We start from the raw sequence: 26547 nt of genomic DNA on the forward strand, positions 1-26547 counted from the left end.
CCTTGCGCGAATCCGACTCTTACGGCAATAGTCACGGAAACGAGGCAAAAAACGTCAATAACCGTGAACACGCCGAAGATGCGTAGCGCGGATCGAGAGGGCAGATGAACAAGACTTTCGTGCATCAGGACCTGAACGCGGTCATCCGCCAGCATTCCGAGTGGCTGGCCAACCAGTTGCATTCGCAACGCGAAAGCCTGTTTCCCCCTGACGCCACAAAGGAAATGCGCAAATTCACCTCCGGCGAAGCGGCTGCGCTTCTTGGTGTGAACGACTCATACCTGCGCAAAATCAACCTTGATGGCAAGGGCCCTTCGCCTGAACTGACGGCCGGCAATCGTCGCCTGTATTCCGCGCAGGACATTCAGGCCCTGCGTGTCCTGCTGGAAAAGACCGCGCGCAAGCCTGGAGACTATATCCCCGGACGGCGTGACGGCGATCACCTGCAAGTCATCGGTGTGATGAACTTCAAGGGTGGCTCGGGCAAAACGACGACTTCGGCACACCTTGCACAACGGCTAGCCTTGCGCGGTTATCGCGTCTTGGGCATTGATCTTGATCCGCAGGCCTCATTCACGGCGTTACATGGCGTACAGCCCGAATTCGATCTGACAGATGGCGGCACGCTCTATGACGCGATCCGTTATGATGATCCAGAGCCGATCCGCGCTGTCATCCGCAAGACCTATATCCCGAACCTCGACCTGATCCCGGGCAATCTGGAACTGATGGAGTTCGAACACGAAACGCCGCGTGCTCTTTCACAAGGCAACGCAGGCCTGTTCTTTTTCCGCGTGAAAGAGGCGTTGGCGCAGGTTGACGGCGATTACGACGTTGTGGTCATCGACTGCCCGCCGCAACTGGGCTTTCTCACCATGTCCGCACTTTCTGCCGCCACCGGCGTGCTGGTCACAATTCATCCGGAAATGCTCGACGTGATGTCGATGTCGCAATTTCTGCGCATGACGGCTGATCTGATGGACGTGATCGCCGAAAGCGGTGCGGACATGTCCCACGACTGGATGCGCTATGCGCTGACGCGCTATGAACCTCAGGATGCACCACAAAACCGGATCGTCGCCTTTCTGCGCACCATGTATGGCGATGCGGTGCTCAACTCGCCAATGCTCAAATCCACAGCGATCTCCGATGCAGGTCTGACAAAGCAAACCCTATACGAAGTCGAGCGGAGCGCCTTTACCCGCACGACCTACGATCGCGCCCTTGAAAGTCTGAACGCGCTGAACGACGAAGTCGCTGAACTCATTCAGAAAACGTGGGGGCGGTCATGACGAGTGGCAAGAAAAAGCGAATGTCGATGCTCGACAATCTCGCGGCAGCCGGTGGCCCGGCCCCTGCCCCTCAGGCTGGCGCCGTAACCCCTATGATGACGTCCAATCGCGCCCTGCGCTCGGCCCGTGATGCGGTCGATTCACATCATGTCTGGGAACTCGACCCGGCCAGTATCGTCGACGACCGAATGGTCGACCGGCTTGATCCGGCGGATGTACATGATCTGCGCGCCGCAATTGAGGCGAATGGTCAGACCGTACCAATTCTTGTGCGCCGGCACCCGTCAGAGACGGACCGCTATCTGCTCGTCTATGGTCGCCGCCGGCTCGAGGCGATCCGCCAGTCCGACAAGGTCGCCAAGGTGCGCGCACTGGTCGCCAACCTGGATGATGACAGTGCCCTGCGTGCGCAAATTTCCGAAAACATGGCGCGCCGCGATTTGTCCTTCATTGAAAAGGCGATTTTTGCGCAAGAGCTCGTATCGTCGGGCTTTGGAAATCAATCACAGGTTGCAGAAATTCTGACCGTGACCAAATCTTCGGTGTCCATGGCCATCGCCATCGCCGACATGGTCGGTACAGACCTCATCCGCGCCATCGGTGCCGCACACGGCATCGGCCGACCCCGGTGGGAGGCCATGGGCCGTGCCATCGCGGACAACGGCTTGGATCGGGGCAGCCTGATCCGCCTTGCTGAGGAAACCCATGGCAAGGCCGATGTGGCCATGGTGATTGATGCCGCACCTGCGACCGACGACCCCTCTGTGCAGGCGTTCGAGGCCGTGTCGAAGGTTGTCACAAGGTTAGTCAAACCGGCCAATGCCCCCTCCCCTTCTGCTGCATCCAGCCAACCGCTCAGGATTGGGGGCAAACGTGGCGGCACGCTCAAACGCACCGCCAAAGGGATCTCGATCGAGTTGCAGAATAGTAAGTTTGCCGACTGGGTAGAGTCTGAAGCCGATGATTTGATTGAAGAACTTCACGAACGCTGGAAGCAGCGTTCAGAAGACTGAGGAAGAGCAGAAACCAAAAACAGGAGGCACGAAAAAGCCAAAGAAAAGGTCCCGCAAAGCGACCGCCCTACGAGACCCTGACTTGTTCTTAGCACTCTCAAGTTAGTCTCGGACGCCGTTTTTCGCAAGTCTTAAGTGATTCGCGGACCGTAATTTCTTTGTCTTCGTGAATGTAAAATGGACTACACCCCCGTAACGCCTTTCAGGCGACCCATAAATGCTGCCATTCTGCACTATCAGGCAGCGGCGCAACAGGGCCTCCCGCCTTCCGGCGTCAACAAATGGGAAGCACTTCGCGAACTCGCCGCTGCTCGTATCGCCTTCGGCTTGTCCGACCGCGATTTGAGCGTGCTTCAGGCATTGGTCAGTTTCCATCAGGCCACGATCGTTGGCGGGAACCATAGTGAAACTGTCGTGCATCCGTCCAACAAGGCAATTTGTGAGCGCCTGAACGGCATGCCGTGCTCGACCATGCGGCGGCATCTGGCGAACCTGGTGCAAGCCGGTTTCGTCGTGCGTCGCGACAGTCCCAATGGCAAGCGTTACGCGCGCCGGTATGGCGACGAAAAGATCGCTTTCGGCTTCGATCTGGCCCCCCTCGCCCAACGCTTCGTCGAAGTGTGCGAAGCCGCAGAGGCTGTCCGTGCTGCGGAGGAGCGCTACAAGCGGCTCAGATCCACTGTAAGCCTCATGCGCCGTGATCTAGCGGGTCTCGTCGACTACGGACGCTCTCTGCGCCCTGACCGCGCCATCTGGGACCAAGTGTCCGACCTCTGTGTCCTGACGGCGCGCGACCTTCGCCGCAAACTCGACTTTGCAGAGTTGCAGCAGATCGAAACTGCGTTGTCCGAAGCGCTGAACGCCATTAGGGACCTGTTGGAACCAGTTCAGTCAGAAGATATGAGCACCAATGAAGTCACATATGAGCAGCACTATCAGAATTCAAATAAAGACTCTTATGATTTTGAACCACGCTTAGAAAAAGCGCAGGGCGAGGGCAGCGTCTCCGATCCGGCAACATCACTGGTTGCAGTGGGTAGGACTGATGAGCCTGTCCCAATCGATAACAATCTCCCTAGGATCCCCCTCGGTCTCGTCCTGGCCGCATGCTCTGAGTACCAAACATATGCTGAACGACCCGTGCGCCATTGGCATGATCTGGTAAGGGTTGCGGATGTTATAAGACCTATGATGGGCGTCTCTCCTTCAGCGTGGGATGAGGCTAAACGGCATATGGGTCCGGAAGAGGCATCGGTGGTCATCTTGGCAATGTTGGAACGCCTTGGCGACATCCGTTCACCAGGTGGGTATTTGCGGTCGCTGTCTGCGAAGGCTGCGCTCGGTGAATTCTCCTGTGGTCCCATGATCATGGCCCTTATGAGAAAGGACGCTGCATGAAAAGTTCACAGCTGTGAACTGCGTCTTGTTTCGACGCGCAGAAGAAAGGTTCACAGCTGTGAACTCATTGCTTAGGGAATACGTCCACTTTCTTACTGCGCGCGCTTTCCTCCGTAGAGCGCTGACTAACGAAAATCACACAGTCAGGTCACCATCTCCAAAGAGGTTTGGAAAGAGCCGCTCTCGATAATCCAACGGAAACGCCAACCGAACGGGCGTCTTCGGCGAGGCGGAAGTCAGGTATCCGGCGGCGGTCAGTTTACTCAGCGTGTTCCTTGCCGTGCGCTCGGACGTCTTGAGCACGATTTGCGCGTCGCCTCGTTCCAGTGCGCCATGCCGAAGAACCGCCGAGATCAGTTCCGGCGCTCGCTTGTCATCGATGGTATCTGCAACAAGACGACGATACCGTTGGTCCAGTCCGCCGAGATCGAACAATTTTGCTGAGAAGGTGATCTGGTCGAGTGTCACCCTTAAGAACCATTCGCTGAACGTCTTCAGCGCCGCTTCTGACCGATTCCCACGTCCATCGCGGTCTCCGCGGCGTGGGCTGTCGGCCAGATCCATCATCCGTTTGTACTCGCCCCGATCGGTTAGCCCGCGGGCCAGCCCACGTGATACGGACCAGAGCCCTTGGCCACCAATCCCCGCTGTGAGGGCCATGGCATGAGACATCAGTCTGCTGACACGGCCGTTACCATACGGGAAAGGGTGGATGTAGTTCAGCCGGTGATGTGCAGACGCGATCGCGATGATCCGTCCGCTCGAAGACCGCGCCGCAATTTGAAACCGTTTGTCAAAGTGATCCATGAACGCCGCGACGCGCGACGATGATGGAGGTAGGTGGCGCCCGACCGCAACTTCTCGATCGTCGTTCTGGCGCATGCGTCCCGGAACGATGGACTCTTGTGTGCCGTCGGGATGTTCGATGACCCGAAACTCGTCAGGCATCTCGTCGTAGAAACTCTTATGGACCCAAGTCAGGAATTCGACAGATGTGGGGCAGGGCAGGGTGCCTATGCGATGCATCTCATCGATGGCCCGTTGAACGATGACGTGCGCCCGGGCCTCAAGGGCGAGAGGGCGAGTTTCTTCCTCAAGCTCGGCGCCAGCCAGCGCCCTTTCGATGTCGCGGGGGCGCGTGTTGTGTCCTTCGATCAGGTTGGAGTAGTAGCAGTTCATCACGCGGACGAGATCGGCAAGCTCGGCTGCGCTGTCAGGATGCAGCCCTTGTCCCAGCCCGGTGGCTTCCCTCTGGATGTCGACCGAAAGGTCTGCCAATTCTGTAGGAATACGCTCCTCGAAGAAGCAGGGTTCGATTCTGGCGGGTGTTTCCAGCATTTTTGCCGATCTTCTATGTTTGCAAAGTAATTGAAAAACATACACATTTCGGAGCCGTAGGCAAGGTTTTGCCGATATGTGTTGCCGATCTTACCTGCCGATCTAGAATTGCTGCATGAAATCAATGGCTTCGGCAGATGTGCCGGGCTTTTCGGTTTTGTTGTGTGCCCAAAGGGGCCGGAGAAAGTGAAAGTGTTCTTCGGGTTTTGTGACTGACGGATGAGGGCCTTTGGGGTCCCTCAGATGGGTCCGGGCCGGATTCCGGTCTGTCTTTCCTGAGAAGGGCATTCCCATGCAAACAGGTGTCTTGCGCGTGTTACGCGCGACCGCTGCCTCGTGGCGGCGGCATAGAGAGCTGCGCCGAACTGGCCAGACCGCGCTGGGACAGCGGCTCGAACGCCAGACCGTCCTGCGTGATCTCGGCTATCTGAAGCAGGCGGCGTCATTGCCAAACGCGCATGTGATCTGCGGGGAGGGTGGGACATTCCTCCATCTCGGTTGGACCACCGTGTCGACCTTCGCGCCGATCGAGCGCTTTCCCTTGGCCGCACTTGCGGTCGCACGAGGGACCCCGTTCGTCGATATCCGACCCATCACCGATGTCATCACCTTCGCGAACTTGCCGCGGGTGGCGCGGGACGGATCGGACCACTCTGAACCCTGGGGCCCTGGCAGGTCCGTCTCACTAACCGGCTACATCGACATGGTCGAAGGGCTCGGCGCCAGGATCGCCAACGATCCACGCCCCCGTCAGTCAGCCTGATCACCATTCCCTCACACCAACATTCGAAAGGAGGCCAGCCATGGCCCGATCCCGCACGCCCAAATTCGATGCCTCCGAGGTCATCACAAACGAAATCATCCGCATCATCGAGCGCGGCGTCCTGCCTTGGCGCAAGCCCTGGACGGCAGGAGGCAGCTCGCGCCCCCTGCGCGTGGGCGGTGAGCCCTACCAGGGGGTCAACAACTTCCTGCTGACCATGCGCACCGTGATGGTGGGCCACAGCTCGCCCTTCTGGATGACGTTGCCGCAAGCCAATGCCTTGGACGCAAAGGTCCGCAAGGGCGAGAAGTCCTCTGTCGTCGTTTACTACGGTCAAAGCCGGAAAGACGCGGGCGGCGAGGACGACCGCAGCGATGGCGATGATCGCTCCGAGGAAGCCCGCATCTTCCGCTTCCAGAAATCCTACCGCGTGTTCAATGCCTGTCAGATCGATGGCCTGCCCGACAGCTTCTATCCCGACCCGGAGCCCGCGCCCGAGCACCCGCCGTCCGAGCCCATCCCGCATATGCAGGCGTTTTTCGATGCCATCGACATCACGACCGTCTTCACAGGAACGGAAGCGTACTATATGCCGCCCGTGGACAAGGTTTACATGCCATCCATCACGCGGTTCCAGGACCCGCGCAATTTCTACGGGGTCTGGGCCCATGAGCTGGCCCATGCCACGAAAGCCCCGCATCGACTGAACCGTGATTTCGGGTTCTCGAAGTTTGGCAACACGTCCTATGCGCGCGAGGAGATCGTCGCGGAACTGACCTCGGTGTTCCTGGGACAGGAACTTGGCTTCACGGCGCATACGCTCGAGATGAATGCCGCCTACCTGCACAACTGGCTGCGCTAATGACGAGCTCGTCATTATTTGAGTTATCGCGAGGACGGCATAATGCGGAGGAAGTCCGGTAAGCCCCTTGTTTCTTGGTGCTTCCGGCATTTTTCCTCCGCATTATCTTTGATGCGCGTCAGAGCGTGTCTAGCCATTCGAGCACGCTTTGATCGCGCCGCCATGATGGCGGATTATCGGTCTTCGGTTTTTCAACTCGTTCCAGCGCCTTGCGTTTGGTTTCCAGATTGGCCTGGGCATAGTGGTTTGTGGTCTCAAGACTGACATGACCCAGCCAGCTGCGGATCACCGTGACGTCGACGCCGGCGGCGACCAGATGGACGGCCGTCGCGTGCCTGAAGCTGTGCGGTGTCACTTGTTTTTCCGCCAACGTCGGCGTGATCTTTTCAGCCGCCCGGACATATTCCGCAAGCTTGAACCGCACGCCCGAGGCGCTCAGCGGTTTGCCATAGCGGTTCACGAAGAGTGGCGCATCGACCGGCCTTGGTGTTCGCTCAAGCAGCGACTTCAGCAAGGCCACAGTCGCCGGCCAGAGCGGGCTGATCCGTTCTTTCCGGCCTTTCCCGTACAGCCGCACGCAGGCGGGTGCATCGAACCTGATCGCTTGCGGGCGAAGATCAAGCGCTTCCTGGATGCGCGCGCCGGTGTTGTAGAGGAACGACAGCAAGGTATGGTCCCGCTGGCCGATCAACGTGGACCGGTCGGGTTGAGCCAGGATCGCCTGCACCTCTTCGGGTTCGAGGTAGTCTGGCGCGCGGATCGGTGCTTTTTTTGTCGGCACGTTCAGAACCTCCGCGCATTGCGCCATGAGCTCCGGTTCGCGCGTCGCCACGAAGCCGAAGAAGCTGCGCAGGGCCGCGAGACGGCAGTTCCGGGTACCGATGGTGTCACCGCGTTCGATCTCAAGATGTTGCAGGAAGGCGATGACCTCCGCCGCGGTCAATTCGCTCAGTGTGAGACGAACAACCGGCTTGCCACGCCGGGCCGCGACAAAGCGCAGAAAGAGCCGCCAGGTATCCCGATAGGATTTGACGGTGTTCACGGAAGCGTTGCGTTGCTGGACCATCCAGTCGGTGAAGAACATGCGCAACAATCGGGGAAGCGGATTGGATTTCATGATGCCACCTCCACCGGTTCAGCGTTGCCAGGCGAGGCGAAGGCCCGGAACCTCTCGCTTGCTTCGTGCAACAGTTCCTGGGTCACGGTGATATAGACCAGCGTGGAGTTGATGTCGCGGTGGCCGAGATATGTTGCAAGATACGGCAGCCTTTCCTGCGGATTTAAGCCTTGCCGGTACCATTCGAGGATCCGGTGAACGACGAAGGTGTGGCGCAGGTCATGGATGCGCGGCCCGGCCTTGCCCTTGGCCGGTTTGAGGCCTGCCGTGCGCAGAATGGCGACGAGAAGATCGCTGATAGTTGCGCGGCAGTAGTAGCGGTTCCTTTGATCGTGCCAGAACAAGCCGGCGTCGGGATTGCAAGAGACGCCTGCCTCTCGGCGGCCGTTGAGGAACTCGCCCATGGCTTCCATCGCACTTGGCGACAGCGGCAGGATGCGGGATTTGAAGAACTTCGTTTCCCGGATCGCGATTGTCCCTGCCCGCATATCAACGTCGCCAAGCGTCAGCCTTGCAATCTCGCCGATCCGTAGTCCGGCGCAATAGGCCAGAACCAACATGGTATAGAGGTTGATCGGACGCGATGGCGCGCGCGGCGATGGGTAGGACCGGGCGATCGCAAGGAGGCGCTGGATGTCCTCGGGACTGTAGATATAGGGACTTCGCCAACTGCGCACGACCTGTTTCTCAGGCCGATTATTCGGTCGCCGTATAGGGCGTGCCGGATCGTCATGGCACAGTGCCTTGTGCAGGATACGTGCCAGTCTCTCGCATTCGACAGGATGGTTCGCAGTCGTCTTTATCCTGCGATAGTGATCAAGCATGATCTCCAACGGCTGGCCATCAAGATCGGGCTGTTGCTGCAGAAAGCGGTCGAACCTGCGGCAAATGACATCTTGTGTCTCATACCGGTAGCCCCTGCGCTGCATCCGTTCGACATGGGCGCGCATCAACTCGCCCAATGAACTCTCGTACGGTCGGAGTTGCCGCAAAGCCTCGAGCGCCTGATCGGGATTGGGGGACATCAAGGCCCTGACAATGCCCGTGTCACTGCGGGCATTGTAGTCATGCCGAAGGTCGGAGATCGGGTTGCTCTCAATTCTTCCATCATCCGCCAGAGCATCAAGGAAACGGGCGACAATCCGGGCGCGGTTCTGCACCGTTGAATGGGCCCAGACCTCATCGCGCTCACGCAACCAGTATTCAAATGCTTGCCGGTCGGTTGCGCCAAACCGCAACACCACCTGACAGAAGCTGTTCAGCGCTTGCCGATAGTAGATTGGCGTTATTGCGTAGTGCAATGGGAGCTGGGCGATGTAGTTCTCGATGATCACATCGCCATCTTCAGGCCAGCGCGTCATTGTCTCACCTCCCGGCCCGGAAGGTCGATGGCAATCGCCCGCAGGTCTTCCGTGGCAAGCTTGAGATAGGGAACCGTCGCCTCCAGGGAACGGTGGCCCAGCACATCGCCAATGATCTTGCGCGGGGTGGATGCCCTCAGCATGCTGACTGCGCGGGCGTGACGGAAGATGTGTGGCCCTCGCTTGCCTGTGAGTTCAATCCCGGCAACTCCCAGACGCCGTTTGACCACGCCATAGAGACCGCTAGCCGTCATCGGCTGATAAGGCGCACGGCTTCGCACGAAGATGGTGCGCACATCAGTGTCCGGACGGCCGTCCCGCAGGTAACGCAGGATCGCTTCCCCTACGGATTCCATCAGGGGCAGCACGGCCGTGGCATTGGACTTGGAGCGTTGAACTCGCAGGGTATCTGCCCGCCAGTTGATATCCTCGATCTGCAGGCGGCCGACTTCGCCGGACCGAAGACCGTAACTGGCAAGAAGCTGCAGGATCGCGTGATCACGCAGCCCCAAGGGCGAGTTGTCCTGCCCCGCAAGTTCAAGAACCGCCGCGATCTGTTCGGCGGTCAGGATCGACGGAATGCCCTCATAGGCATAGAGAAGCGGGGCGATCACATGACCTGAGAGATCATCTGCATGCAGCTTGCTGCGATGCAGATGCCGCAGGAAGCCGCGCAACCGTTCGGCCACATCCTTGAGCGATTTGCGGGTCAGGCCCGGCGCCCTGATGTCCATGTAGGCATCGATGTGGCGAACGCTCAGATCGGCAAAACCGGCTTTTCCGTTTCGCTGGATGAACCATTTGCAAAAGTGGCGCGCCTCCCACATCAGCGCCGTGATCGAAGGTGTTGCCAGACCGCGTTCGGTCCGCAGCCATCGCTCATACTGATCGCAGATCTCGTGGGCGAAGCGTTCCGCTTCGGTCATGGCGGGCGGCGCTGGCGGCCATTCCGACAAAGCGGAGCGTAGCAGAGCGTGAATGCCCGACCGCGGAATTGATGCCCAGCTGGACCCCGGTGCCCGCCCGCGATCCAGTTGGAACTGCCGGACTGCGTGGCGCAGGTATTGTGCGACAAGGTCCGGCGTGACGTCGCGCGGGTCAATCGCGCGCTCCTCCAGATAAGCGAGAAATTGACCCGCGTAGAGGCAGTAATTGTGAATGACAGTCGGGCTATAGCGCTGACGGCGCAGCGTGTCGCGAAGCTTGGAAAGTTCCTCAGATTGCGATGATGACATTTGGTTCTCCTTGGTTTTTTGGGTCAACCAAGGGAACCTCTTGTCTCAAATAATGCGCAGCAAGGGCAACAGCACCCCAGCCCAACACATTGAAATCAAACGGTCTACGAAATTCCCCTCCGCATTATGCCGTCCTCGCGATAATTGCGCGTCCTGCGCTCCGACAAGGGCGCGATCTTCCGGCACGCGGCGGACGCACAGCGCGCTTGCGACTACCTGATCGCCAGATCGGAGGCGAGCAGGGCAGGGCGCCGCGCCGAGGCCGCCTGACCACAGGGAGAACGGAGACGCCCATGTCACGCAAGGAACCCAAGACGCTGCGGGTGGCTGGGCTCCGCCCGTTCTTGCCTCAAACTGTCCCCCGGACAGTTTGCCGCTTCGCGGACCGGCGCGAACTCAAAGATGGCCGCCGCAAGATCATCACCTTCAAACGCGGTGCCTATTGGTGGAGCGCGTCTGAGGGCGCGTATCCGCTCTCGGCAGCGCTCGAGAGCATCAAAGAACAGGGCGGCTGGATCGAAACCATCCCCAACCCAAACTACAGAGCCAGAGGGCTGTTCGGGTAAGGCACCTTCTGCTTCGGTCATTCCACCAATCGGAAAAGAAAAAGCTGGCTTTGGGAGGGGTGTTTCAACTTCTCAAAGGAGATTCCCATGTTCATGACCGTTCAACCCCAGCCAGACTGCCCGGATCCGAGTGTGATTGCCGCGCAGAACGACGCGTTTCGCAAGCTCGCGTGCCTTGGAGTGCCGCCCGCGCAGCCCATCCAGGGTCGCATGCATTTCACCCGCTCGCTCATGGAGGCCGGTGATGGCTTCATGGCCGAGGCGGTCAAGGCCACCGGTGAGTTTGCCACGTTCGAGCCGGAGAATGATCCCGAAGGCTGGCATGATTTCGGGGCGGTCGAGATCCGCGGCGAGACCGTGTTCTGGAAACTGGATTTGTACGAAGCGGATTCCGACTTCCGCTACGGTGCTGAGACCCCGGACAATCCCGCTACCACCATGCGCGTGCTGACCATCATGCTGGCTTGCGACTGGTAGGGGAGGGGACACCCCATTCTGACACCCCAAGAAGTGAAGGCCCGCTGACCCTTCAAAGGGAGAGTGGGCCTTTTGTCCTTTTGATCCCCGAAGCCGGGGATTGGTCGCGCGCAAGCGCGCGGGCCGCATCTTACCCACCGAGAAGGACATCCCATGACCGCAAGCTTCAAACCCGTTTCTTTCGCTATCGGCGATCTGACTGCCCATCCCGCCAATGTGCGCAGCAACTCACCGGAAACCTATGACCCCGAAAAAATCGCGCATCTGAAGGCCAGCATCGCTGTGCTGGGCCTGCTCCAGCCGCTCCTGGTCCAGAAGCTCGACGGCAAATACGGCGTGCTGGCCGGTGGCCGACGCCATGCCGCGCTGAAGGAACTGGTCGCGGACAAGGCCGCGAAAGGCTTCACGGCAAAGGCCAAGGTGGACTGCCGTCTTGTGCCGGACAATTGCGATGTCACCACGGCCCTGTCGCTCGCCGAGAACATCACGCAAGCGCCGATGAACGCGATTGACGAGTTCGAGGCTTTCGCCCGGATGATGGAGATCGATGGCCAGACGCCTGAGACCATCGCAAAAACCTTTGGCACCACGGTCGCTGCCGTGAAAAGCCGGTTGCGCTATGGCCTGATCCACCCCGATATCCGCGCCGCGGCCCGGGCGAAATCGATCACGCTCGACACGATGAAGGCCTTTGCAGAGCATCCGAGCCAGGAGGTGCAGCGCGAAGTCTTCGAGGCGCTCACGAAGGACGGCGGCTATCTGCAGGCCTACACCGTCCGTCAGGCGCTCAAATCGCGCGGCGTGCAGGTCAGCGACGATGTCGGGGCCTTCGTGCGTGAAGACTACGAGGCCCGCGGCGGCGCTGTCGCGGCCGATCTTCTGGAAGAGCATTCCGTGCTCGAGGATGCGGCGCTGGTCGAGACCATCCTGCTCGAGAAGCTCGGTGCGGCTGCCGAGGAGGCGCGCGTGAAACTGGGCTTTGCCTGGGCCGATGCGTTGGTCCGCTATGATTACGTTGCCATGGCCGACTACGGCCGCGTCTATCCCGGCCTGATCGAGCCGGATGAGGCTGCCCAGAAGCGCATCGACGAGATCACCGCCGAGCTTGAGAAATTGCAGCTCGAGATGGAGGATGAGGGGCTCGAGGAGGGTGCCTACAATGCGCTCTACGACCGCGTGGACGCTTTGGAAGAGGAAGCCCGCGACCTGCAGGAGGCCTACAGCGCCGAGGATCTCGCCCGTGCAGGCGTGATTGCGTCTTGGTCGAACGGGCAGATCACGTTCCATGTGGGCCTCGTCCGCCCGGAGGACATCGTGAAAGAAGAGGGCGCGCCCAGTTCCTCGACCAACACCACCGGAGAGGAGGCCCCCGACGCTGGCGAGATCAGCTACCCGGCCTCGCTGGCCGAGGATCTCAAGACCGAGCGGGCCATGGCGCTCGGGGCAGCCATGGCGATGCATCCCGAGGCCACGCTCGATCTGACGCTCTTCAAGCTGGTGAGTGATGTTCTGGCCAGCGGCATGAGTGTCACGCAGGCGATCAAGATCGATGCCCGCAAGGAATACCGCAGCCATGCCAAAATGGACGAGATCGACGAGACCTCGCTTGAGCAGGTGGCGGCGGCGCATGATGCGCTGGACCTCTCCTGGCTCGATGACACCCGGTCCCCTGCCGATCAGTTCGCGGCGTTCCGCGCGCTGGAGGCCGGCGAGAAGGCCAAGCTAGTCGCCTATGCCACGGCCAGCACCACGCAGTCCTGCTTCGCGCGGGACCGCCAGCGCGACAGCCTGATGCATGCGTTCGAGATCGAGATCATGCCCGACATCCGCTCCCACTGGACGCCGAATGCGGCGCTCTTCAACCGCTTCAAGAAGGCTTGGCTCCTGAAGATCCTCGGCGAGGATCTGGGTCTCGCCCAGGAGGCGGTGACGCTGGCCTCGTCGAGCAAGAAGGAGATCGTCGCCTTTTGTGACAAGCTCTTCGCCGAGCCCTTCGCCACGCTCACGGACGCGCAGCGCGCTGCCGTGGCCGCCTGGTGCCCGCCCATGATGCAGACAGCCGGTGTCGCCTGTGATGAGGCGGAGCCCGCGGCGGAAACCCCGGAGCCTGACGGCGACATCGCGCAAGCGGCCTGAGTCCTCACGCGACCCGCGCGTGGACCATGCCGCCCGCGCGGGTCGACCCTTCCAAACCGAACAGAAAGACATCCCCATGGCTATTCTCAAGTTCTCTGCGTCCGCTGTTGCGGCGCAAATCGCGCATGCGCGCGCCTGCAAAACCTTCCTGCCCAACTGGAACGGGCCCGTGGACAGGCCGGCCCTGATCCTCATCGTCGGCAATGGTGTGCATCTGCGCTCGAACGGCATCGATGGCACGACCACCCGTATCGTCACCACCGAGCAGGCCGATCCCTCCTTTGCCTTCGCCGACGGCATGAACCCGTTCCGGGACACCGACTGGATGGCGCAGCGCCGCATGTCGTTCCGCGATCTGACCGGTCAGTTCTACACGGACATTCTCGACGATGTGCAGGTGCTCATCGACCGGGGGCAGGGGGCGATCCGGCTTGCCACGGATGGCCACAGCATCCGCGTCTTCGTGCGCCGGGCCTCGGATTATCTCATCGGCGGAACCTACGAAGTGCCCTCGGGCCTCGGCGGCACCTTCCGGGTCATCCTAAAGGATGCCTGCGACACCTTCGCGATCGTGCAGAACTGCGGCAATTGTGAGGATTTCGACGCGATGCAGCCCTACCGCGTGCCGCTTGATGCGCTTATGGAAATCGATGACCGGAGGGTGGCGTAATGGGTTGGCTCTTCTATACCGATCGCCGCGTTCAGACCTATGCGGATGAGAAAGCGGAGATTGCCCGGCTCTGCACCTCTCATGGCGAAAGGCGCAAGACGGAACTGGTCAAAGCCTGCAAGGTGGGTTCGACTTGGTACGCGGCGGCAAAGGTCACAAATATCGACGGCACCCCTGTCGAAGACACGACCTATGTCACCGATGCGGATGGCTCCATCACTTTCGCCGCCGTATTCCTTACCCGATATGATGACGGCTGCTGGGGCTACAAGGACATGGAGGAAAGCGCGGGACCGGTCGAATCCCGCGCGCCACTGAGCCTATTGGCCCTGCTGTCCGAGCTGAAAGACCCAGACAGCTATGCTCATGCCTGGCGCCAGCGCTGCCAGGACTGGGCTGCGATCCCGGACTACGAGGAAGGCGACAAGATCAAGCTCGCAGCACCTGTGACGCTCACCGATGGCAGTACCTGCCAGATTGTCACCGCGACCCACTACAGGCGGGGGCGGCAAAAGCGCCGCTGCTACCGCATCGAGGAAACCGGCGGGCTCGTACGCCTGTCGAAAGCTTCGCTTTTCGGCTCGGAGCTGATCGGCTCCGCGAAGGGAGCGGCCAGTCCTGTGTTGGCGGAGTATCTCGCGGGGCGAGAATAGGTGCTGCGCCGGACGGTTTATCGACCTGCCCAGTGACAGCAGATGCTGCGGCTTATCTTGACAAGGCAATGCAAATGCATTACCTGTCGCAGGTAGCAAAGATCTCTATTCTTTCAGGAGACTGCCATGACCGCGCTCGCACAAGATGTCTCGAAACTCACGGATCGATATCAGACGACCGTGCCGGCCGGTGTGCGCAAACAGCTCAAGCTGGGCAAGGGCGACCAGATTCGCTACTGCACCGAGCCGAGTGGCAGGGTCTATATCGAGCCCGTGCGCAGCGACGAGGAAGATCCCGTGCTCGGAGCCTTTCTCGATTTTGTCGAGGCCGATATCAAGGCGCATCCGGACCGCATTCGGGCGTTCGATGGGGCTTTGCATGACCGTCTTGCAGCACTGGTCGGAGACGTTGACGTCGATCTCGATGCGCCGCTATCGCTCGAGGATGAATGAGCGGCGATAGCGTGCCCGCCCAAGCGCCCCTTGTCGTAAACGGATGGTCGATTTATGCGCATCCGCTCTTTCTGGACCAGCTCGAAGGGCTGACCCTGGAGGTCGAGGCGCGTAAGGCACGCGATCCCAAGACCTGGCGCAAGAAAAATTCCACGAAACGGCTGGCTGCCATCTTCAAGCTGGTCACCGAGGCCATACCGGCAGAGCCGAGTGCCGCCGCCTTCCGGCAAGGCGGCACACTCGGCGATCACCGCAAGCACTGGTTCCGGGCGAAATTCTTCCAGCAGTATCGGTTGTTCTACCGGTTCAACAGCGATGCGAAGGTCATCGTGGTGGCCTGGGTGAACGACGACAAGACCCTGCGCGCCTATGGCAGCAAGACGGATGCCTATGCGACCTTCAAAGGGATGCTGGAAGATGGCAATCCACCTGACAATTTTGACGCACTCCTGAAAGAAGCAGCGGCGGCGGACAAGCGGTTCGAAACTTCCCTTGAAGCGGTGCCCGATCGGTAAGTGGGGTCGAATGCCAGAGGGGGGCAGGTCACCTACACTAAGGCTGTCCATAAGGGGGTTCTTCGTTACAATCTCCCGTCACCTTTGAGCCGAGTGAAATGGGCGACATTGGTGTGCCAGATGGCTGGTACGATGAAATTCTCAGAAGTCCCACCATATCCGTACACCTGCCGTTCGCTGCATCGTGTACGAACTGGTAAGATGCGGGACTTTGCCGCCGTTGCCCTTACGGGCCTTTGCTGACGCGGCGTCCGCTCGCACTTGCGGCAGGCCGTTTTCTGCAACGCGGCTCATGTTGCCAATGCGGTCGTTCAACACGGCTCCATGACGTCAACTCCAAGCTTCACTTTCGTTGCACGACGTCAGAACTATCGAGACGCGGCAAAAATCTGACCCTGAGCCCTACGTGCAGGATGCGGCGCGGTCAAATAACGTCCGCTCTGCGAAGGTCAAACCTGAGACATGCTGAAAGCTTCCGCTTACGTGGCTACGCTCCTGCATCTTAGACATTACTTGCATAGACAACTTCACCATCTGCAATCGTCATTGCGATCCCCATCGATCCGATTTTCTCTTTCCCGGTGTTTTCCAGCGAACCGTTCAGCATGACAACATCGCCGGCCATCCCGGTTTGCAGGCATCCGAGTTGGTGTTCCTTGAACGCGACTGCTGCGTTTGCGGCGGTGTAGCTTTCGATTGTCTCTTCCAATGACTGGCTTTGATCAGGCCATTCGGGGCCGAGGTTTTTTGGCGCGATAGCGCATTGAATGTTTTCAAGGACATGCACCGGCACCACGGGCCAGTCTGTTGAAAATGCCACCGGAATGCCCTTTTCCCGAATGCTGCGCCAGGCGAAGGCAAGTTTGCATTCATCTTCGTAGAATACGGTGTTGGGCGCAGGGGGGTCGAAGAACCCGGCAAAGACCGCGTGGCGCGGCTGCATTGAGGCGACCACATCCAGGCGTTTCATGCGGTCCAGGTCTTCTTCGGTGATCAGTTCGATGTGCTCAATCCGGTGGCGCGCGTCGCGGGGGCCGTTTTTTTCGCGGGCATACTCGTAACCATCCAGAACCCGTTTCACGGCCAGATCACCCACCGCGTGGACGCTGATTTGCAGGCCCATGGCATCGGCAATGCGGCAGGCTTCGTTAAAGTGGCCGGGGTCGAACACCGCTTCACCATGGTTCTTGGGATCGTCGGGATAGGCACGTGTCTTCAGCCCGGTGCGGCTTTCCAATACGCCGTCCATGAACATCTTCACCCGGCCTGACCAAACCTTGCCGCCTTGGTATCTGGCATGCATTTCTGCCGCTTCTTCCAGCCGTTCCAGCGGATCATAGTTCTTGAAATGGTAGGGGATCTGCACGCGCGCAGTTAGACGGCCCTCTGCTTCCAGCTCACTGAGCAGTTCCAGTTGATAGAAATTGCCATCCATATTGTGCAGCGTGGTGATGCCGTGCTTTGCCACATGGGCCAGACCTTTGCACAAGAGGTCTTTGTCGGCTTCGCGTTCTTCCGGGGTTGCAGGCGGCACGGGATCAGAGCCTGTAACATATCCAAGCATGTCGCGCCCGCCGGTACGCGAAAGCGCCAGCGCCGGTCCGAATGCGCCGGTTTCCAGCAGAACACCGTTTGCCATTCCGTCATCGCCCATCACGACCGTGCTGCCCTCTGGCACCTCGGCCCCGAAGAGCAATCCGGCTTTTTCCAAGGTCAGCGTATTGGCCCAAACCGTGTGAAGATCGGCGGCCAGAAGGGCGAAAGGGCGGTCTGATATGATTTCGTCAAGAAGAAGACGGGGGGCTTTGTCTTGTCCGATAAATAGATCGTAAAACGCGCCAACCCCCAGGATCAAAGGCTCGTCAGGACGGCTTGCAGCATAGTCCAGAACCTTTGGGCGCACCAGTTCAAGATCTTTGATCCCGCCAACCGGCAGAAAATCCAACTCGGCCGAGCCCTGGAACAAATGCACATGGCTGTCGATGAAGCCTGGAAGAACCGTGTTGCCTTGGGCGTCGATCACACGAGTATCGTCATTCGCAAGTGCTTTGATATCTTTGCTCGGACCGACCGCAGAAATGCGGTTGCCTTGGATGGCGATAGCTTCCGCACGCGGCGCGTCATTGTCCATCGTCCAGACATCGGCGTTTATGATGATGAGGTCTGTCATTTGACTTCTAAAAAAGTGTGGCGGAGCGTTAGGCCCCGCCACGGTTGACGGTTTTACTGCAACAACGCAGTCCAAACGCGGTTCTGCAGATCAATCGCTTTTGGCGAACAGGTCTGGGAAAAGACCAAAGGCGTGCCCTCTGGCGGTGACAGTTCATGGGCAGTTTTGAGTGCCTCGCTCATGAAAGCATCGCTGCCCGATACGCCGTTTGAGTAGCCCGCGAAATTCGACTGAACCGCGATGTTTTCAGGATCCATCAGGAACTCAATGAATTTGATCGCATTGTCATAGTTCGGCGCACCAACGGGCACGGCCACATTGTCGGCCCAGGCGATCACACCCTCTTTCGGGAACGCGTATTTCATGGCCGGGTTTTCATCACGTGCACGGATGGAATAGCCGTTCCAGTTCTGATGCACGGCAGCATCGCCCGAGACTAGGCGCTCCAAAATGCCGTCTGAGCTATAGGTTTTCACGTGGGGCTTTTGGGATTGAAGCACCTCAAGCACCTTCTGCATGTCGTCCGGGCTTTCGTTGCACAAAGGCAGATCAAGCGAGATCAGCGCCATGGAAATCACTTCATCCGCTGACTTGAACATGCCGATCTTGCCTTGCAGTTCCGCCGGTGGCTGGAACAAGACGCCATAGGTGTTGATGTCGCCGCCATACACATCGGTGTTCACGGTGAAGGATGTGGTCCCCCACTGCCATGGCACGGTGTAGGTGTTGTCGGCATCCCAGGATGGGCTGGTGAAATCGGCGTTCAGGTTTGAATAACCGGCCAAACCCGAAGCGTTGATCGGCTGCAAAAGCCCCTCGCTTACCATGATCTCGACAAAGTTGTGGCTGGGCACAACGATGTCATATCCGGTGGCCCCCGATTGCAGTTTGGCCAGCAGGGTTTCGTTAGAATCGTAAGTGTCCAAAGTCACGGAAATTCCTGTTTCCGCTTCGAATTTCTCGATCAGATCGGGCGCGGTGTAGTCTGTCCAGTTGTACAGGAACAACTCGCCCTCGGCGAAGGCCGTTCCGGCGCTTAGCGTTAGGCCAAGTACAGATGTTGCAAGCTTTTCCATAGTTTCCTCCAGTTGTTGGAATGTGTCCTCATTTCTTTTTTCCGATCAGATAGGACACGGTGACGAAGAGGACTGATATCGCCAGTAGTACGGTTGAAATGGCGTTCACTTCGGGTGTGATGCCGATACGGACAAGGCTGTAGATGTAGATGGGCAGCGTTGTTGAACCGGCCTCGGCCACCATCAGCGTAATGATGAAGTCATCCAGCGAGATGATGAAGGCGAGCATTGCGCCTGAGACGATCCCCGGCATCAAAATCGGTATGGTGACATAACGCAGGGTTGCCCATTTGCTGGAATAGAGATCACGGGCAGCGGTTTCGAGTGTTTCATCCATGCCCGCCAGCCGGGCGCGGATGGGCAAATAGGCAAAAGGAATGCAGAACACGGTGTGGGCGATAATGATATTGCCTAAACCCAGCGACAAGCCGATGGCTGAGAAGAAGGTCAAAGTTGCGACGGCGGTGACAATTTCAGGGATCATCAGCGGCAAGATTAGGATACCGCTGAACATGTTCTTGTGTTTCACCGCCTGGTTCCGCCCCAAGGCCAGGGCCGCCATTGTGGCAATCACCGTTGCGTTGACCGTGGCAAAAACCGCGATGATGAGGCTGTTTTTCGCCGCTCGCTGAATGTCGTCGTTGGCAAAGGCTTTGGCGTACCACTCAAGCGAAAACCCGCTCCACAGGGTGGCCGACCGCGAGGCGTTGAAAGAAAAAACCACCAGGATGATCAGAGGCAGATAGAGAAACAGAAAGAAGAACAGCGTCACCCAGTTGAATCCGGGCAGCCATCGGATGTCACGATTGCGGGTCAATGCTGAATTCCTCCCCCGCCTTTTTTAATGTTTCGCGCATAGGCAAAGAGGCACAGGAGAACCATGGCCATAATCACCATCGCCAGGGCCGACCCAAAGGGCCAATTCCGTGCCGCCGAAAATTGAAGTTGCACCAGCGAGCCCAGCATCAGGTTCTTGCCGCCGCCAAGCAGGTCAGGCGCGATAAAGGCTCCCAAGGCAGGGATGACCACCAGAATTGAGCCTGCGATGATCCCGGGCATCGCCAGCGGGATCACCACGAAACGCAACGCACTCCAGCGGTTGCAGTACAGGTCGCGTGAGGCTTCGATCAGGCGCACATCCAGCCGCTCAAGTGCCGCGTAGATGGGCAGCACCATGAAGGGAACGTAAGTATAGACCAGCCCCAAAGCGATCGCTCCTTCGGTGTAGAGCATGGTCAGGGGTTCATTGATCACGCCACTCCACATAAGCGCGTTGTTGATCAACCCGGTGTCGCGCAGCACCAAAATCCAGCAATAAGTGCGGATCAAAAGGTTGGTCCAAAACGGTATGGTGATCAGCAGCAAGAGAATATTGCGCCGCTCTTCCGGCTGGCCAGCGATGTAATAGGCAACGGGAAAGCCGATCAGCAGACACCCGATCACCGCCACCACAGCCACCCAAAGCGAACGGAAGGCGATTTTCAGATAGGCGGGATCGAAGACCAACTGATCAAACAGGTTCTTTTGATACAAAAGCCGCTGATAGGCCTCGGCCGAAACCTCCGGCTTTACCCCGCCATAGTCGCCCGGCGCCAGGAAAGAATAGACCAGAATGATCAGGATCGGGATGATCATGAAGATACCGATCATCCCCATCGCAGGCAGAATACCCGCATATGATTTTATGGCGTCAGAAACCCGCATCAATCCCTCAAAACCCGTATGGCCTTGGGATCAACGGAAACCGAAACTTCCGCTCCCACCCCCGCAATTGCCGTTCCGTCCTTGTGGTTTTCCGAACGGACGGTCAGCGCGCCGCCGCTTGCCAGATTGATCAGATAGTCGGTGCTGTTCCCCAGATAGAGAATTTCCTGAACCACGCCCTTGAGCCCGCCGCCTGATGTGGAAAGCTGGGCTTTTTCGGGCCGGAAGAACAAAGTTTTCGGACCTGATCCCACGTCATCGGGGCCGGTGATCATCTCTCCATTGGCAAGGCGGTAGTTTCCACTGCCATCGGCGTCCGCCGCAAAGAAATTCGCGTCGCCGATGAACTCGGCGACAAAGCGGTTTCCGGGGAACTCATAGATCGAAGATGGATCACCCACTTGCTGAATTTCGCCCTGCGACATCACCGCGATGCGGTCGGACATGGCCAGGGCTTCTTCCTGATCATGGGTCACGAAAACAAAGGTGATGCCGGTTTCCTTTTGCAGCCGCTTCAACTCGGACCGCATGGATTGGCGCAATTTCAGATCAAGCGCCGACAAGGGTTCATCCAGCAGCAAGACCTTGGGATGAGGCGCCAAGGCGCGCGCCAGGGCCACGCGCTGCTGCTGGCCCCCAGAAAGCTGATTGGGTTTGCGCGGTGCAAAATCGGCAAGCTGAACCAAATCAAGCATCTCTTGTGCTGATTTTCTGGCCCGGTCAGCAGATTTGCCCTGGCGCATAAGACCAAAGGCAACATTTTCCAGAACTGTCATGTGAGGAAACAGCGAGTAATGCTGGAAGACCGTATTCACCGGCCGTGCCTCTGGTGGAAGATGGGAAATTTCTTCCCCAAAAAGCGTCAGCTGCCCGGTGGTGGGCGTTTCAAACCCTGCGATCAAACGCAACAATGTCGTCTTTCCGCAACCCGAAGGCCCGAGCAGCGTGAAAAATTCATTGTCGCTTATGTCCAGAACCGCATTTGACAATGCGGTTACCGGAGGCGCTCCGGGGTATGTTTTCTTGAGCCCGTTGATCCCAATTGCTGAAGTCATAATTTGTTGCCACCTCCCATGACACTCGAAGGCTAGTTGACTTGACAAGTCGGCAACAATACCACCAGCGTGGTATAAATTTGGAAAAAGCTGCTAAAATGAGGGTAAGGCCCTGTGAATCACACGTCGAAAGACTTTGAGTTCTTAGGAAGGGTTTCGGTCGCAGAATCGATTGAAAGCTATGCAGAAGCCGCCATTTCCCACTTGAGCAAAAGCTTTTCAGCCCAAAGCGTCATCGGCATTTCTTATCGCCGTGGCGGCGAACCCAGTATCCTTTTCCGTTGGATTCCCGACAAAGAGCTGTGCCTGAGATTTGACCAGGACTATGGGAAGTTCGGTTTCATGCTTGACCCCTACTATCAACAGGCCTGGCTCACCGAAGATTGGGCGGCCTTTCCGCTTCGCGCGATCGCCCCGGATCGCTTTGAGACTTCGGATTATTTCACCGCCTATTTTGGCGCGACACAGATGGTGGACGAAATGTCATTCGTCGCACGCGTTTCAAACAACGTCTCGGTGTCCCTGTCCCTTGGCCGCAATTCTGGTGAAAGGCGCTACCGGCAAGGCGAGATCAACCGTTTCAAACAATACTGCCACGTCCTGGCGCCCAAATTACGCCAAATCGTGGTGCACCAGCCTCCCGAGCGGACCGAAGACGCAAAACCTCTTGAACAACGCTTTCTGGCTCTCTCCGAAAGCCGCGGCTCAAACATTTCAAAGCGGGAAGCCGAAGTCGCTGCGCTTATCGTTCTTGGCCACTCAAGCCGCGCGATTGGCCTGAAGCTTCAGATTTCCAACCATACCGTCAAAGTGCATCGCCGTTCACTGTATAAAAAGCTGATCATCTCATCCCAAAACGAACTTTTCAGATTGCTGGTTGAATACGATTGGAACACGAGAGCTTAAAACGTTTGGCAGCGATTGGTGGCCCAAAAATTGAAAACACCAAGCATCAACAGGACCGGTCGTTGGTTCGCCCGCATCAAAAGCCCGTTTGTCCCGCGATCTGTGAATTCACGGTTTCAGATTTTCTGCGACCTGCATGAACGGCCGCAACATCCGCCGCGTTGCAAAAAAGGATTTCGCGGAGGTGCGGCATTTTTCGCAATGTGCGCGCCTGCAGCACGAATTTGAAAGGTCCAATGGGGCTCGAGATTGCCGCTCGCTGCATCTGGCGCGGACGACCGCTACGCGGACTTTTCTGCCGTTCGATTGTTGGTTCGCTATGTCAGCTTATGGATTTTGCCGGTTCTATTGCGGCCAAATTTTCCGAACATCACGGCATTTCCCAACAGAGCTAACGCGACACCGAGGACGGCAGGGACGGTCCACTCATAGCCCTCGAAGAAGGTGGAGATCACCAAGGCGACGACCGGGAAAATCACTGTGGCATAGCCCGCCTGCGCCGAACCGATCTGCGAGACGAGCATGAGATAGGTCGTGAATCCGACCACGGAGGCGAACACAGCCAGATACATCAGGGCGGCGAGGTAGGTCGGGTCAGTCGGCACCACCAATTGCTGGCGCGTCGCGAGAGCAAGAAAGAGCAAAACACCGGCTCCGATCCCCATGCCCCATGCGTTGGCGATAATCGGCGTCGTGCCGGATGCGCTGTTTCGACGGGACGCCATGTTGCCCCATGAAAAGATCATGGTGCCCAGCAACGCCCAACCGACGCCACGCAGCGTGTCAGGGTTGAACGAGATTGCCAAGCTGTCCCAGAACAGCAGCACGAGGCCGGACACTCCCAGACAGCCTGCCAGCACAACTCGGAGCGTGATTTTTTCACCGAAGAACACGCGGGCGTTCAGCGCGTTGAAAATGGAAGCCAAAGAGAACACAACCGAGAGCAGCCCCGATGGGATCAGGGCTGCTGCGTTGTAAAGCGCCACGAAATTCAGGCTGAACAGGCAGATCGCCTGAAGGACCACGAACCGCCATTGCGCAGGAAATCTGAGACGCTTGGTTGCAGCCAATACCAAAAGCAGGAGGATCGCCGCGAGCGCGATCCGATAGAAGACCGAAACGCTGACCGGCACTGGGCCGATCTGCAAGGCGATCGCGATCCAGCTTGTTCCCCAGATCAGAACTGTAACGACAAATAAGACTGCGCTGTTCAAGATCGGCACCTTTCCTTGAAGGTGTTATCGGCGCACGGGGGGATGCAAGCTTGCACGATCTTGCGGTTTTCTGCGGCTCGCCTTGTCTCGCTGCTTTGGACGGACCGGAAAAGCGGCTACAAGACCATATGGTTTCAACGGTTTCGGACTATCTGGAGCGATCACCGACCGCTCAGGCACTCGCCAGGCTCGATCTAGGGGCAGGCCGAACCGTGACCATTTGGGAAAACCGCACCGACAGGATTTTCTACGACAAGCCCAAGGGTCACACCTTCAGCCTCTATCTGAAGGGTGGCACAGGGACACGACGGCTGGACGCGGGTGGTATTACTGGCTGGCCAGGCGCTATCTGCGTGCTGCCGGAAGGCCAGACCTCCGATTGGGAAATCACGACCCCTTTTCGGTTCGTGCATCTGGTACTGCCGGATGAGCCGCTGCGCGCATGGTTTTCTCGTATCCATGATCGGGACGCCAGGTATTTCGACGTGACCGAGATCATGTATGGCGTCGCCCCCGCGATGACGGCCCTGCTCTCCCGATTGGCGCACGCCGCCAAGATGAATGATCCCTTTTCAGCGGACGGGGCGGTTGCCGAACTGATCTATAGACTGCCGGAACGCCCGAAAGAGCTACAAGGCGGCCTCACGGCCAAACAACTGAGGCGAACAGACGAGTGGATCGACGCGAACCTCGGCACTTCCATACGGCTTTCCGATCTCGCAGCGGTAGCGGGACTGTCAGAGTTTCACTTTCACCGAATGTTCAGGACGTCCCGCGGCACATCTCCACACAAATGGGTCATGATGCGAAGAATTGACGCTGCGAAAGACAGATTGAGCGTCAACGGGAGTATCTCCGACATTGCAGCGGCCTGCGGCTTCTCCTGTCAGAGCCATCTGACGCGAGTATTCAAGGCGCAGACCGGCATGACACCTTCAGTGTATCGTCGGCGCCGGTCAGGCGTCCAATGACGGAGTATCTGCCCCAGCTTGCCCTTGCTTGGTCGATCCAGTTCATGGGGGTCATCTCGCCGGGGCCGGGCATCATGCTCATTCTCAGCGTCGCCATGAACCAAGGACGATTACTGTCCTTCGTCAGAGGTTTTGGGCCAGTTGGAGGCCTGATCTAAGAGAGGGTCTGGCTCATCTGGTTGTTTTGATTATGCGGCGGATTTGCTGTGAAGCAAGCGCCGGGTTTCGATGGTCTTCCGTTTGATCCTTTCTCGTTGTTTCAGAATGGTCTGGCCGCGCCCGAAGTAGACATCGGCCGGGGTCAGGTTTTGCAGGCTCTCGTGGTAACGCCGGTGGTTATGATGATCGACGAAAGCGTCGATCTGCTGTCGGAGATCGCCCGGCAGATAGTAGTTTTCCAGCAGGATGCGGTTCTTGAGCGTCTGATGCCAGCGTTCGATCTTGCCTTGAGTTTGCGGGTGATAAGGTGCACCTCGAACATGATCCATCTGTCGATCCTCCAGCCAATCGGCCAACTCGCCCGAGATGTAACTCGACCCGTTGTCACTGAGCAGGCGCGGCTTGTGCAGAACCGTCGCCTGATCGCAGCCCGAGGCCTGCAACGCCAAGTCTAGCGTGTCGGTCACGTCGCCCGACTTCATCGTCGTGCAGAGCTTCCAGGCGATGATGTAACGGCTGTAATCGTCGAGGATGGTGCTGAGATAGAACCAGCCCCAACCAATGACCTTCAGATATGTAAAGTCTGTCTGCCAGAGCTGGTTCGGCCGTGTGGTCTTGTCCTTGAACTCGTCAGCGGCCGACAGAACCACATAGGCCGGGCTGGTGATCAGGTCATAGGACTTGAGGATGCGATAAACCGAAGCCTCTGACACAAAATACTTTTCTGTGTCAGTGAACTGAACGGCCAGCCCGCGCGGTGACAGATCGCATTCCTTCAGGGCCAGGTCCTTGATCTTCTCGCGCACCGGCTCCGGAATGCGGTTCCAAACCCGTGACGGCTTGGGACTTCGATCCTCAAGCGCCTCAGGGCCGCCCGACAGATACCGGTCATACCAGCGGTAGAAAGTCGTTCGGGGAATCCCGAGCTTGTCCAACGTGCGCCTGGTCGGCAGCTGTGAACGCTCAACCAGCCGGATGATCTCCAGTTTCTCGGATGCAGGATACCTCATTCGTCGTCGTCCCCATCCCCGAGCATGCTTTTTTTGAGCAGTCGCAGTTCAAGGGCCTGTTCGGCCACGACCTCCTTCAGATCACGTGCCTCACGGCGCAGGTCTTTAACTTCGCTCGACGTCGCTGCGCGGGCCGTGTCGCCTGCCAGGCGCTTCTTTCCAGCTTCGAGGAATTCCTTGGACCAGCTGTAATATAGGCTCTGGGCAATGCCTTCACGACGGCACAGCTCTGCAATACTGTCCTCACCCTTCAGGCCGTCCAGCACGATCCTGATTTTCTCTTCCGTTGAATACTGCTTGCGGGTGGCTCGGCGAATGTCTTTGACGACCTTCTCGCCGTGGCTCTTTCGTGTTCCGGGTTTCTGTCTCATCTTATGGAATGGACGCCCCTTGCACCCAAGCCGATAGTTTCGGCAAACGTAGCAAGCAGAAG

25 protein-coding genes and 2 pseudogenes are annotated in these 26547 nt (G+C 58.4%); 16 read left to right on the forward strand and 11 right to left on the reverse strand.

All coding sequences use genetic code 11. The features are described 5' to 3' along the window. The first annotated feature begins 104 nt into the window (after positions 1-104). The 3 genes from repA to repC all read left to right on the forward strand — a co-directional run bounded on the left by repA (position 105) and on the right by repC (position 3703). On the forward strand, positions 105-1292 hold the full coding sequence (repA, locus tag VWY75_RS01235) for a plasmid partitioning protein RepA (RefSeq protein ID WP_416538593.1): 1188 nt from the start codon (positions 105-107) through the stop codon (positions 1290-1292). After that, positions 1289-2305: a plasmid partitioning protein RepB gene (gene repB / locus VWY75_RS01240; RefSeq protein ID WP_416538594.1), complete on the forward strand. Its 1017-nt coding sequence runs from the start codon at positions 1289-1291 to the stop codon at positions 2303-2305. The genes repA and repB overlap by 4 nt, the downstream gene beginning before the upstream one ends. Positions 2306-2482: 177 nt before the next feature. Continuing rightward, positions 2483-3703 (forward strand): plasmid replication protein RepC, encoded by a 1221-nt coding sequence (gene repC, locus VWY75_RS01245; protein WP_416538595.1) that lies wholly within the window; start codon positions 2483-2485, stop codon positions 3701-3703. Positions 3704-3838: 135 nt separating this feature from the next. Here the strand turns inward: repC and VWY75_RS01250 are convergent, their stop codons facing one another. Continuing rightward, the gene (locus tag VWY75_RS01250; protein WP_416538596.1) at positions 3839-5041 is read right to left on the reverse strand and encodes a Fic family protein; all 1203 of its coding nucleotides are present in this window, start codon (positions 5039-5041) and stop codon (positions 3839-3841) included. Positions 5042-5333: 292 nt separating this feature from the next. Here VWY75_RS01250 and VWY75_RS01255 point away from each other — a divergent pair, with 292 nt between their 5' ends. Both VWY75_RS01255 and VWY75_RS01260 read left to right on the forward strand, forming a co-directional pair. Further along, a complete protein-coding gene (locus tag VWY75_RS01255) occupies positions 5334-5804 on the forward strand; it encodes a hypothetical protein (protein ID WP_416538597.1) in 471 nt (156 codons plus the stop codon). A 40-nt stretch (positions 5805-5844) separates the two neighbouring features. Next, positions 5845-6663 (forward strand): annotated as a pseudogene (locus VWY75_RS01260) (ArdC family protein); the annotation flags it as partial. A 121-nt stretch (positions 6664-6784) separates the two neighbouring features. Here the strand turns inward: VWY75_RS01260 and VWY75_RS01265 are convergent. Genes VWY75_RS01265 through VWY75_RS01275 form a run of 3 tightly spaced genes read right to left on the reverse strand, consistent with a single transcriptional unit; the run spans position 6785 to position 10379 of the window. Then, positions 6785-7783 (reverse strand): tyrosine-type recombinase/integrase, encoded by a 999-nt coding sequence (locus VWY75_RS01265; RefSeq protein WP_416537595.1) that lies wholly within the window; start codon positions 7781-7783, stop codon positions 6785-6787. Further along, on the reverse strand, positions 7780-9117 hold the full coding sequence (locus VWY75_RS01270) for a tyrosine-type recombinase/integrase (protein ID WP_416537594.1): 1338 nt from the start codon (positions 9115-9117) through the stop codon (positions 7780-7782). Before VWY75_RS01270 ends, VWY75_RS01265 begins: the two co-directional genes overlap by 4 nt. Positions 9118-9140: 23 nt before the next feature. Further along, the gene (locus VWY75_RS01275; protein WP_416537593.1) at positions 9141-10379 is read right to left on the reverse strand and encodes a tyrosine-type recombinase/integrase; all 1239 of its coding nucleotides are present in this window, start codon (positions 10377-10379) and stop codon (positions 9141-9143) included. A 144-nt stretch (positions 10380-10523) separates the two neighbouring features. Between VWY75_RS01275 and VWY75_RS01280 the strand changes: the two are divergent. The 8 genes and pseudogenes from VWY75_RS01280 to VWY75_RS01315 all read left to right on the forward strand — a co-directional run. After that, positions 10524-10649, forward strand: a pseudogene (locus tag VWY75_RS01280) (antirestriction protein); the annotation flags it as partial. A 23-nt stretch (positions 10650-10672) separates the two neighbouring features. Continuing rightward, a complete protein-coding gene (locus VWY75_RS01285; RefSeq protein WP_416538507.1) occupies positions 10673-10945 on the forward strand; it encodes a DUF6330 family protein in 273 nt (90 codons plus the stop codon). Between the two features lie 87 nt (positions 10946-11032). Beyond that, positions 11033-11422: a DUF3768 domain-containing protein gene (locus VWY75_RS01290; protein ID WP_416538508.1), complete on the forward strand. Its 390-nt coding sequence runs from the start codon at positions 11033-11035 to the stop codon at positions 11420-11422. A gap of 153 nt (positions 11423-11575) precedes the next feature. Then, positions 11576-13558 carry a ParB/RepB/Spo0J family partition protein gene (locus VWY75_RS01295; protein WP_416538509.1) on the forward strand — a complete coding sequence of 661 codons (1983 nt, stop codon included), beginning with the start codon at positions 11576-11578 and terminating at the stop codon, positions 13556-13558. Positions 13559-13634: 76 nt separating this feature from the next. Continuing rightward, positions 13635-14228 (forward strand): hypothetical protein, encoded by a 594-nt coding sequence (locus tag VWY75_RS01300; RefSeq protein WP_058243472.1) that lies wholly within the window; start codon positions 13635-13637, stop codon positions 14226-14228. Beyond that, the gene (locus VWY75_RS01305) at positions 14228-14881 is read left to right on the forward strand and encodes a DUF6927 domain-containing protein (protein ID WP_416538510.1); all 654 of its coding nucleotides are present in this window, start codon (positions 14228-14230) and stop codon (positions 14879-14881) included. Before VWY75_RS01300 ends, VWY75_RS01305 begins: the two co-directional genes overlap by 1 nt. A 126-nt stretch (positions 14882-15007) precedes the next feature. Beyond that, on the forward strand, positions 15008-15334 hold the full coding sequence (locus tag VWY75_RS01310; RefSeq protein ID WP_005668772.1) for a type II toxin-antitoxin system PrlF family antitoxin: 327 nt from the start codon (positions 15008-15010) through the stop codon (positions 15332-15334). Continuing rightward, on the forward strand, positions 15331-15849 hold the full coding sequence (locus VWY75_RS01315; protein ID WP_416538511.1) for a type II toxin-antitoxin system YhaV family toxin: 519 nt from the start codon (positions 15331-15333) through the stop codon (positions 15847-15849). The genes VWY75_RS01310 and VWY75_RS01315 overlap by 4 nt, the downstream gene beginning before the upstream one ends. Positions 15850-16351: 502 nt before the next feature. Here the strand turns inward: VWY75_RS01315 and VWY75_RS01320 are convergent. Genes VWY75_RS01320 through VWY75_RS01340 form a run of 5 tightly spaced genes read right to left on the reverse strand, consistent with a single transcriptional unit; the run spans position 16352 to position 21854 of the window. Beyond that, positions 16352-18094 (reverse strand): amidohydrolase, encoded by a 1743-nt coding sequence (locus tag VWY75_RS01320; protein ID WP_416542753.1) that lies wholly within the window; start codon positions 18092-18094, stop codon positions 16352-16354. Continuing rightward, positions 18073-19095, reverse strand: coding sequence for an extracellular solute-binding protein (locus VWY75_RS01325; RefSeq protein ID WP_416538513.1), 1023 nt, complete (start codon positions 19093-19095; stop codon positions 18073-18075). Before VWY75_RS01325 ends, VWY75_RS01320 begins: the two co-directional genes overlap by 22 nt. Before the next feature lie 28 nt (positions 19096-19123). Further along, on the reverse strand, positions 19124-19867 hold the full coding sequence (locus tag VWY75_RS01330) for an ABC transporter permease (RefSeq protein WP_416538514.1): 744 nt from the start codon (positions 19865-19867) through the stop codon (positions 19124-19126). Between the two features lie 41 nt (positions 19868-19908). After that, entirely contained in the window at positions 19909-20799 is an 891-nt protein-coding gene (locus VWY75_RS01335; protein WP_416538515.1) for an ABC transporter permease, read from the reverse strand. Next, complete coding sequence (locus tag VWY75_RS01340; protein ID WP_416538598.1) at positions 20799-21854, reverse strand: ABC transporter ATP-binding protein; 1056 nt, start codon at positions 21852-21854, stop codon at positions 20799-20801. Before VWY75_RS01340 ends, VWY75_RS01335 begins: the two co-directional genes overlap by 1 nt. Before the next feature lie 114 nt (positions 21855-21968). Between VWY75_RS01340 and VWY75_RS01345 the strand changes: the two genes are divergently transcribed. Continuing rightward, positions 21969-22760 carry a response regulator transcription factor gene (locus tag VWY75_RS01345; protein WP_416538516.1) on the forward strand — a complete coding sequence of 264 codons (792 nt, stop codon included), beginning with the start codon at positions 21969-21971 and terminating at the stop codon, positions 22758-22760. Between the two features lie 317 nt (positions 22761-23077). On the opposite strand, the gene VWY75_RS01350 is transcribed toward VWY75_RS01345, so the two are convergent. Next, positions 23078-23974: a DMT family transporter gene (locus VWY75_RS01350; RefSeq protein ID WP_416538517.1), complete on the reverse strand. Its 897-nt coding sequence runs from the start codon at positions 23972-23974 to the stop codon at positions 23078-23080. Positions 23975-24024: 50 nt separating this feature from the next. Here VWY75_RS01350 and VWY75_RS01355 point away from each other — a divergent pair, with 50 nt between their 5' ends. Beyond that, positions 24025-24945 carry a helix-turn-helix domain-containing protein gene (locus VWY75_RS01355; protein WP_416538518.1) on the forward strand — a complete coding sequence of 307 codons (921 nt, stop codon included), beginning with the start codon at positions 24025-24027 and terminating at the stop codon, positions 24943-24945. Then, on the forward strand, positions 24942-25103 hold the full coding sequence (locus tag VWY75_RS01360; protein ID WP_416538519.1) for a hypothetical protein: 162 nt from the start codon (positions 24942-24944) through the stop codon (positions 25101-25103). Before VWY75_RS01355 ends, VWY75_RS01360 begins: the two co-directional genes overlap by 4 nt. A 30-nt stretch (positions 25104-25133) precedes the next feature. Here VWY75_RS01360 and VWY75_RS01365 read toward each other — a convergent pair. After that, positions 25134-26485, reverse strand: a protein-coding gene (locus VWY75_RS01365; protein WP_416538520.1) for an IS3 family transposase whose coding sequence is annotated in 2 segments (ribosomal slippage) — positions 25134-26149 and positions 26149-26485 — 1353 coding nt in all. Because the reading frame shifts where the segments join, the coding sequence is not laid out codon by codon here. Positions 26486-26547 lie beyond the last annotated feature (62 nt).

This window comes from Phaeobacter sp. JH20_08 (assembly GCF_048056635.1).
Classification (GTDB): Bacteria; Pseudomonadota; Alphaproteobacteria; order Rhodobacterales; family Rhodobacteraceae; genus Phaeobacter; species Phaeobacter bryozoorum.

Excerpts from the sequence above, each read along its gene's own strand:
- repA (WP_416538593.1), top strand. The coding sequence starts at position 105 with ATGAACAAGACTTTCGTGCATCAGGACCTGAACGCGGTCATCCGCCAG.
- repB (WP_416538594.1), top strand. The coding sequence starts at position 1,289 with ATGACGAGTGGCAAGAAAAAGCGAATGTCGATGCTCGACAATCTCGCG.
- repC (WP_416538595.1), top strand. The coding sequence starts at position 2,483 with ATGGACTACACCCCCGTAACGCCTTTCAGGCGACCCATAAATGCTGCC.
- VWY75_RS01250 (WP_416538596.1), bottom strand. The coding sequence starts at position 5,041 with ATGCTGGAAACACCCGCCAGAATCGAACCCTGCTTCTTCGAGGAGCGT.
- VWY75_RS01255 (WP_416538597.1), top strand. The coding sequence starts at position 5,334 with ATGCAAACAGGTGTCTTGCGCGTGTTACGCGCGACCGCTGCCTCGTGG.
- VWY75_RS01265 (WP_416537595.1), bottom strand. The coding sequence starts at position 7,783 with ATGAAATCCAATCCGCTTCCCCGATTGTTGCGCATGTTCTTCACCGAC.
- VWY75_RS01275 (WP_416537593.1), bottom strand. The coding sequence starts at position 10,379 with ATGTCATCATCGCAATCTGAGGAACTTTCCAAGCTTCGCGACACGCTG.
- VWY75_RS01285 (WP_416538507.1), top strand. The coding sequence starts at position 10,673 with ATGTCACGCAAGGAACCCAAGACGCTGCGGGTGGCTGGGCTCCGCCCG.
- VWY75_RS01290 (WP_416538508.1), top strand. The coding sequence starts at position 11,033 with ATGTTCATGACCGTTCAACCCCAGCCAGACTGCCCGGATCCGAGTGTG.
- VWY75_RS01295 (WP_416538509.1), top strand. The coding sequence starts at position 11,576 with ATGACCGCAAGCTTCAAACCCGTTTCTTTCGCTATCGGCGATCTGACT.
- VWY75_RS01300 (WP_058243472.1), top strand. The coding sequence starts at position 13,635 with ATGGCTATTCTCAAGTTCTCTGCGTCCGCTGTTGCGGCGCAAATCGCG.
- VWY75_RS01305 (WP_416538510.1), top strand. The coding sequence starts at position 14,228 with ATGGGTTGGCTCTTCTATACCGATCGCCGCGTTCAGACCTATGCGGAT.
- VWY75_RS01310 (WP_005668772.1), top strand. The coding sequence starts at position 15,008 with ATGACCGCGCTCGCACAAGATGTCTCGAAACTCACGGATCGATATCAG.
- VWY75_RS01315 (WP_416538511.1), top strand. The coding sequence starts at position 15,331 with ATGAGCGGCGATAGCGTGCCCGCCCAAGCGCCCCTTGTCGTAAACGGA.
- VWY75_RS01325 (WP_416538513.1), bottom strand. The coding sequence starts at position 19,095 with ATGGAAAAGCTTGCAACATCTGTACTTGGCCTAACGCTAAGCGCCGGA.
- VWY75_RS01335 (WP_416538515.1), bottom strand. The coding sequence starts at position 20,799 with ATGCGGGTTTCTGACGCCATAAAATCATATGCGGGTATTCTGCCTGCG.
- VWY75_RS01340 (WP_416538598.1), bottom strand. The coding sequence starts at position 21,854 with ATGACTTCAGCAATTGGGATCAACGGGCTCAAGAAAACATACCCCGGA.
- VWY75_RS01360 (WP_416538519.1), top strand. The coding sequence starts at position 24,942 with ATGACGGAGTATCTGCCCCAGCTTGCCCTTGCTTGGTCGATCCAGTTC.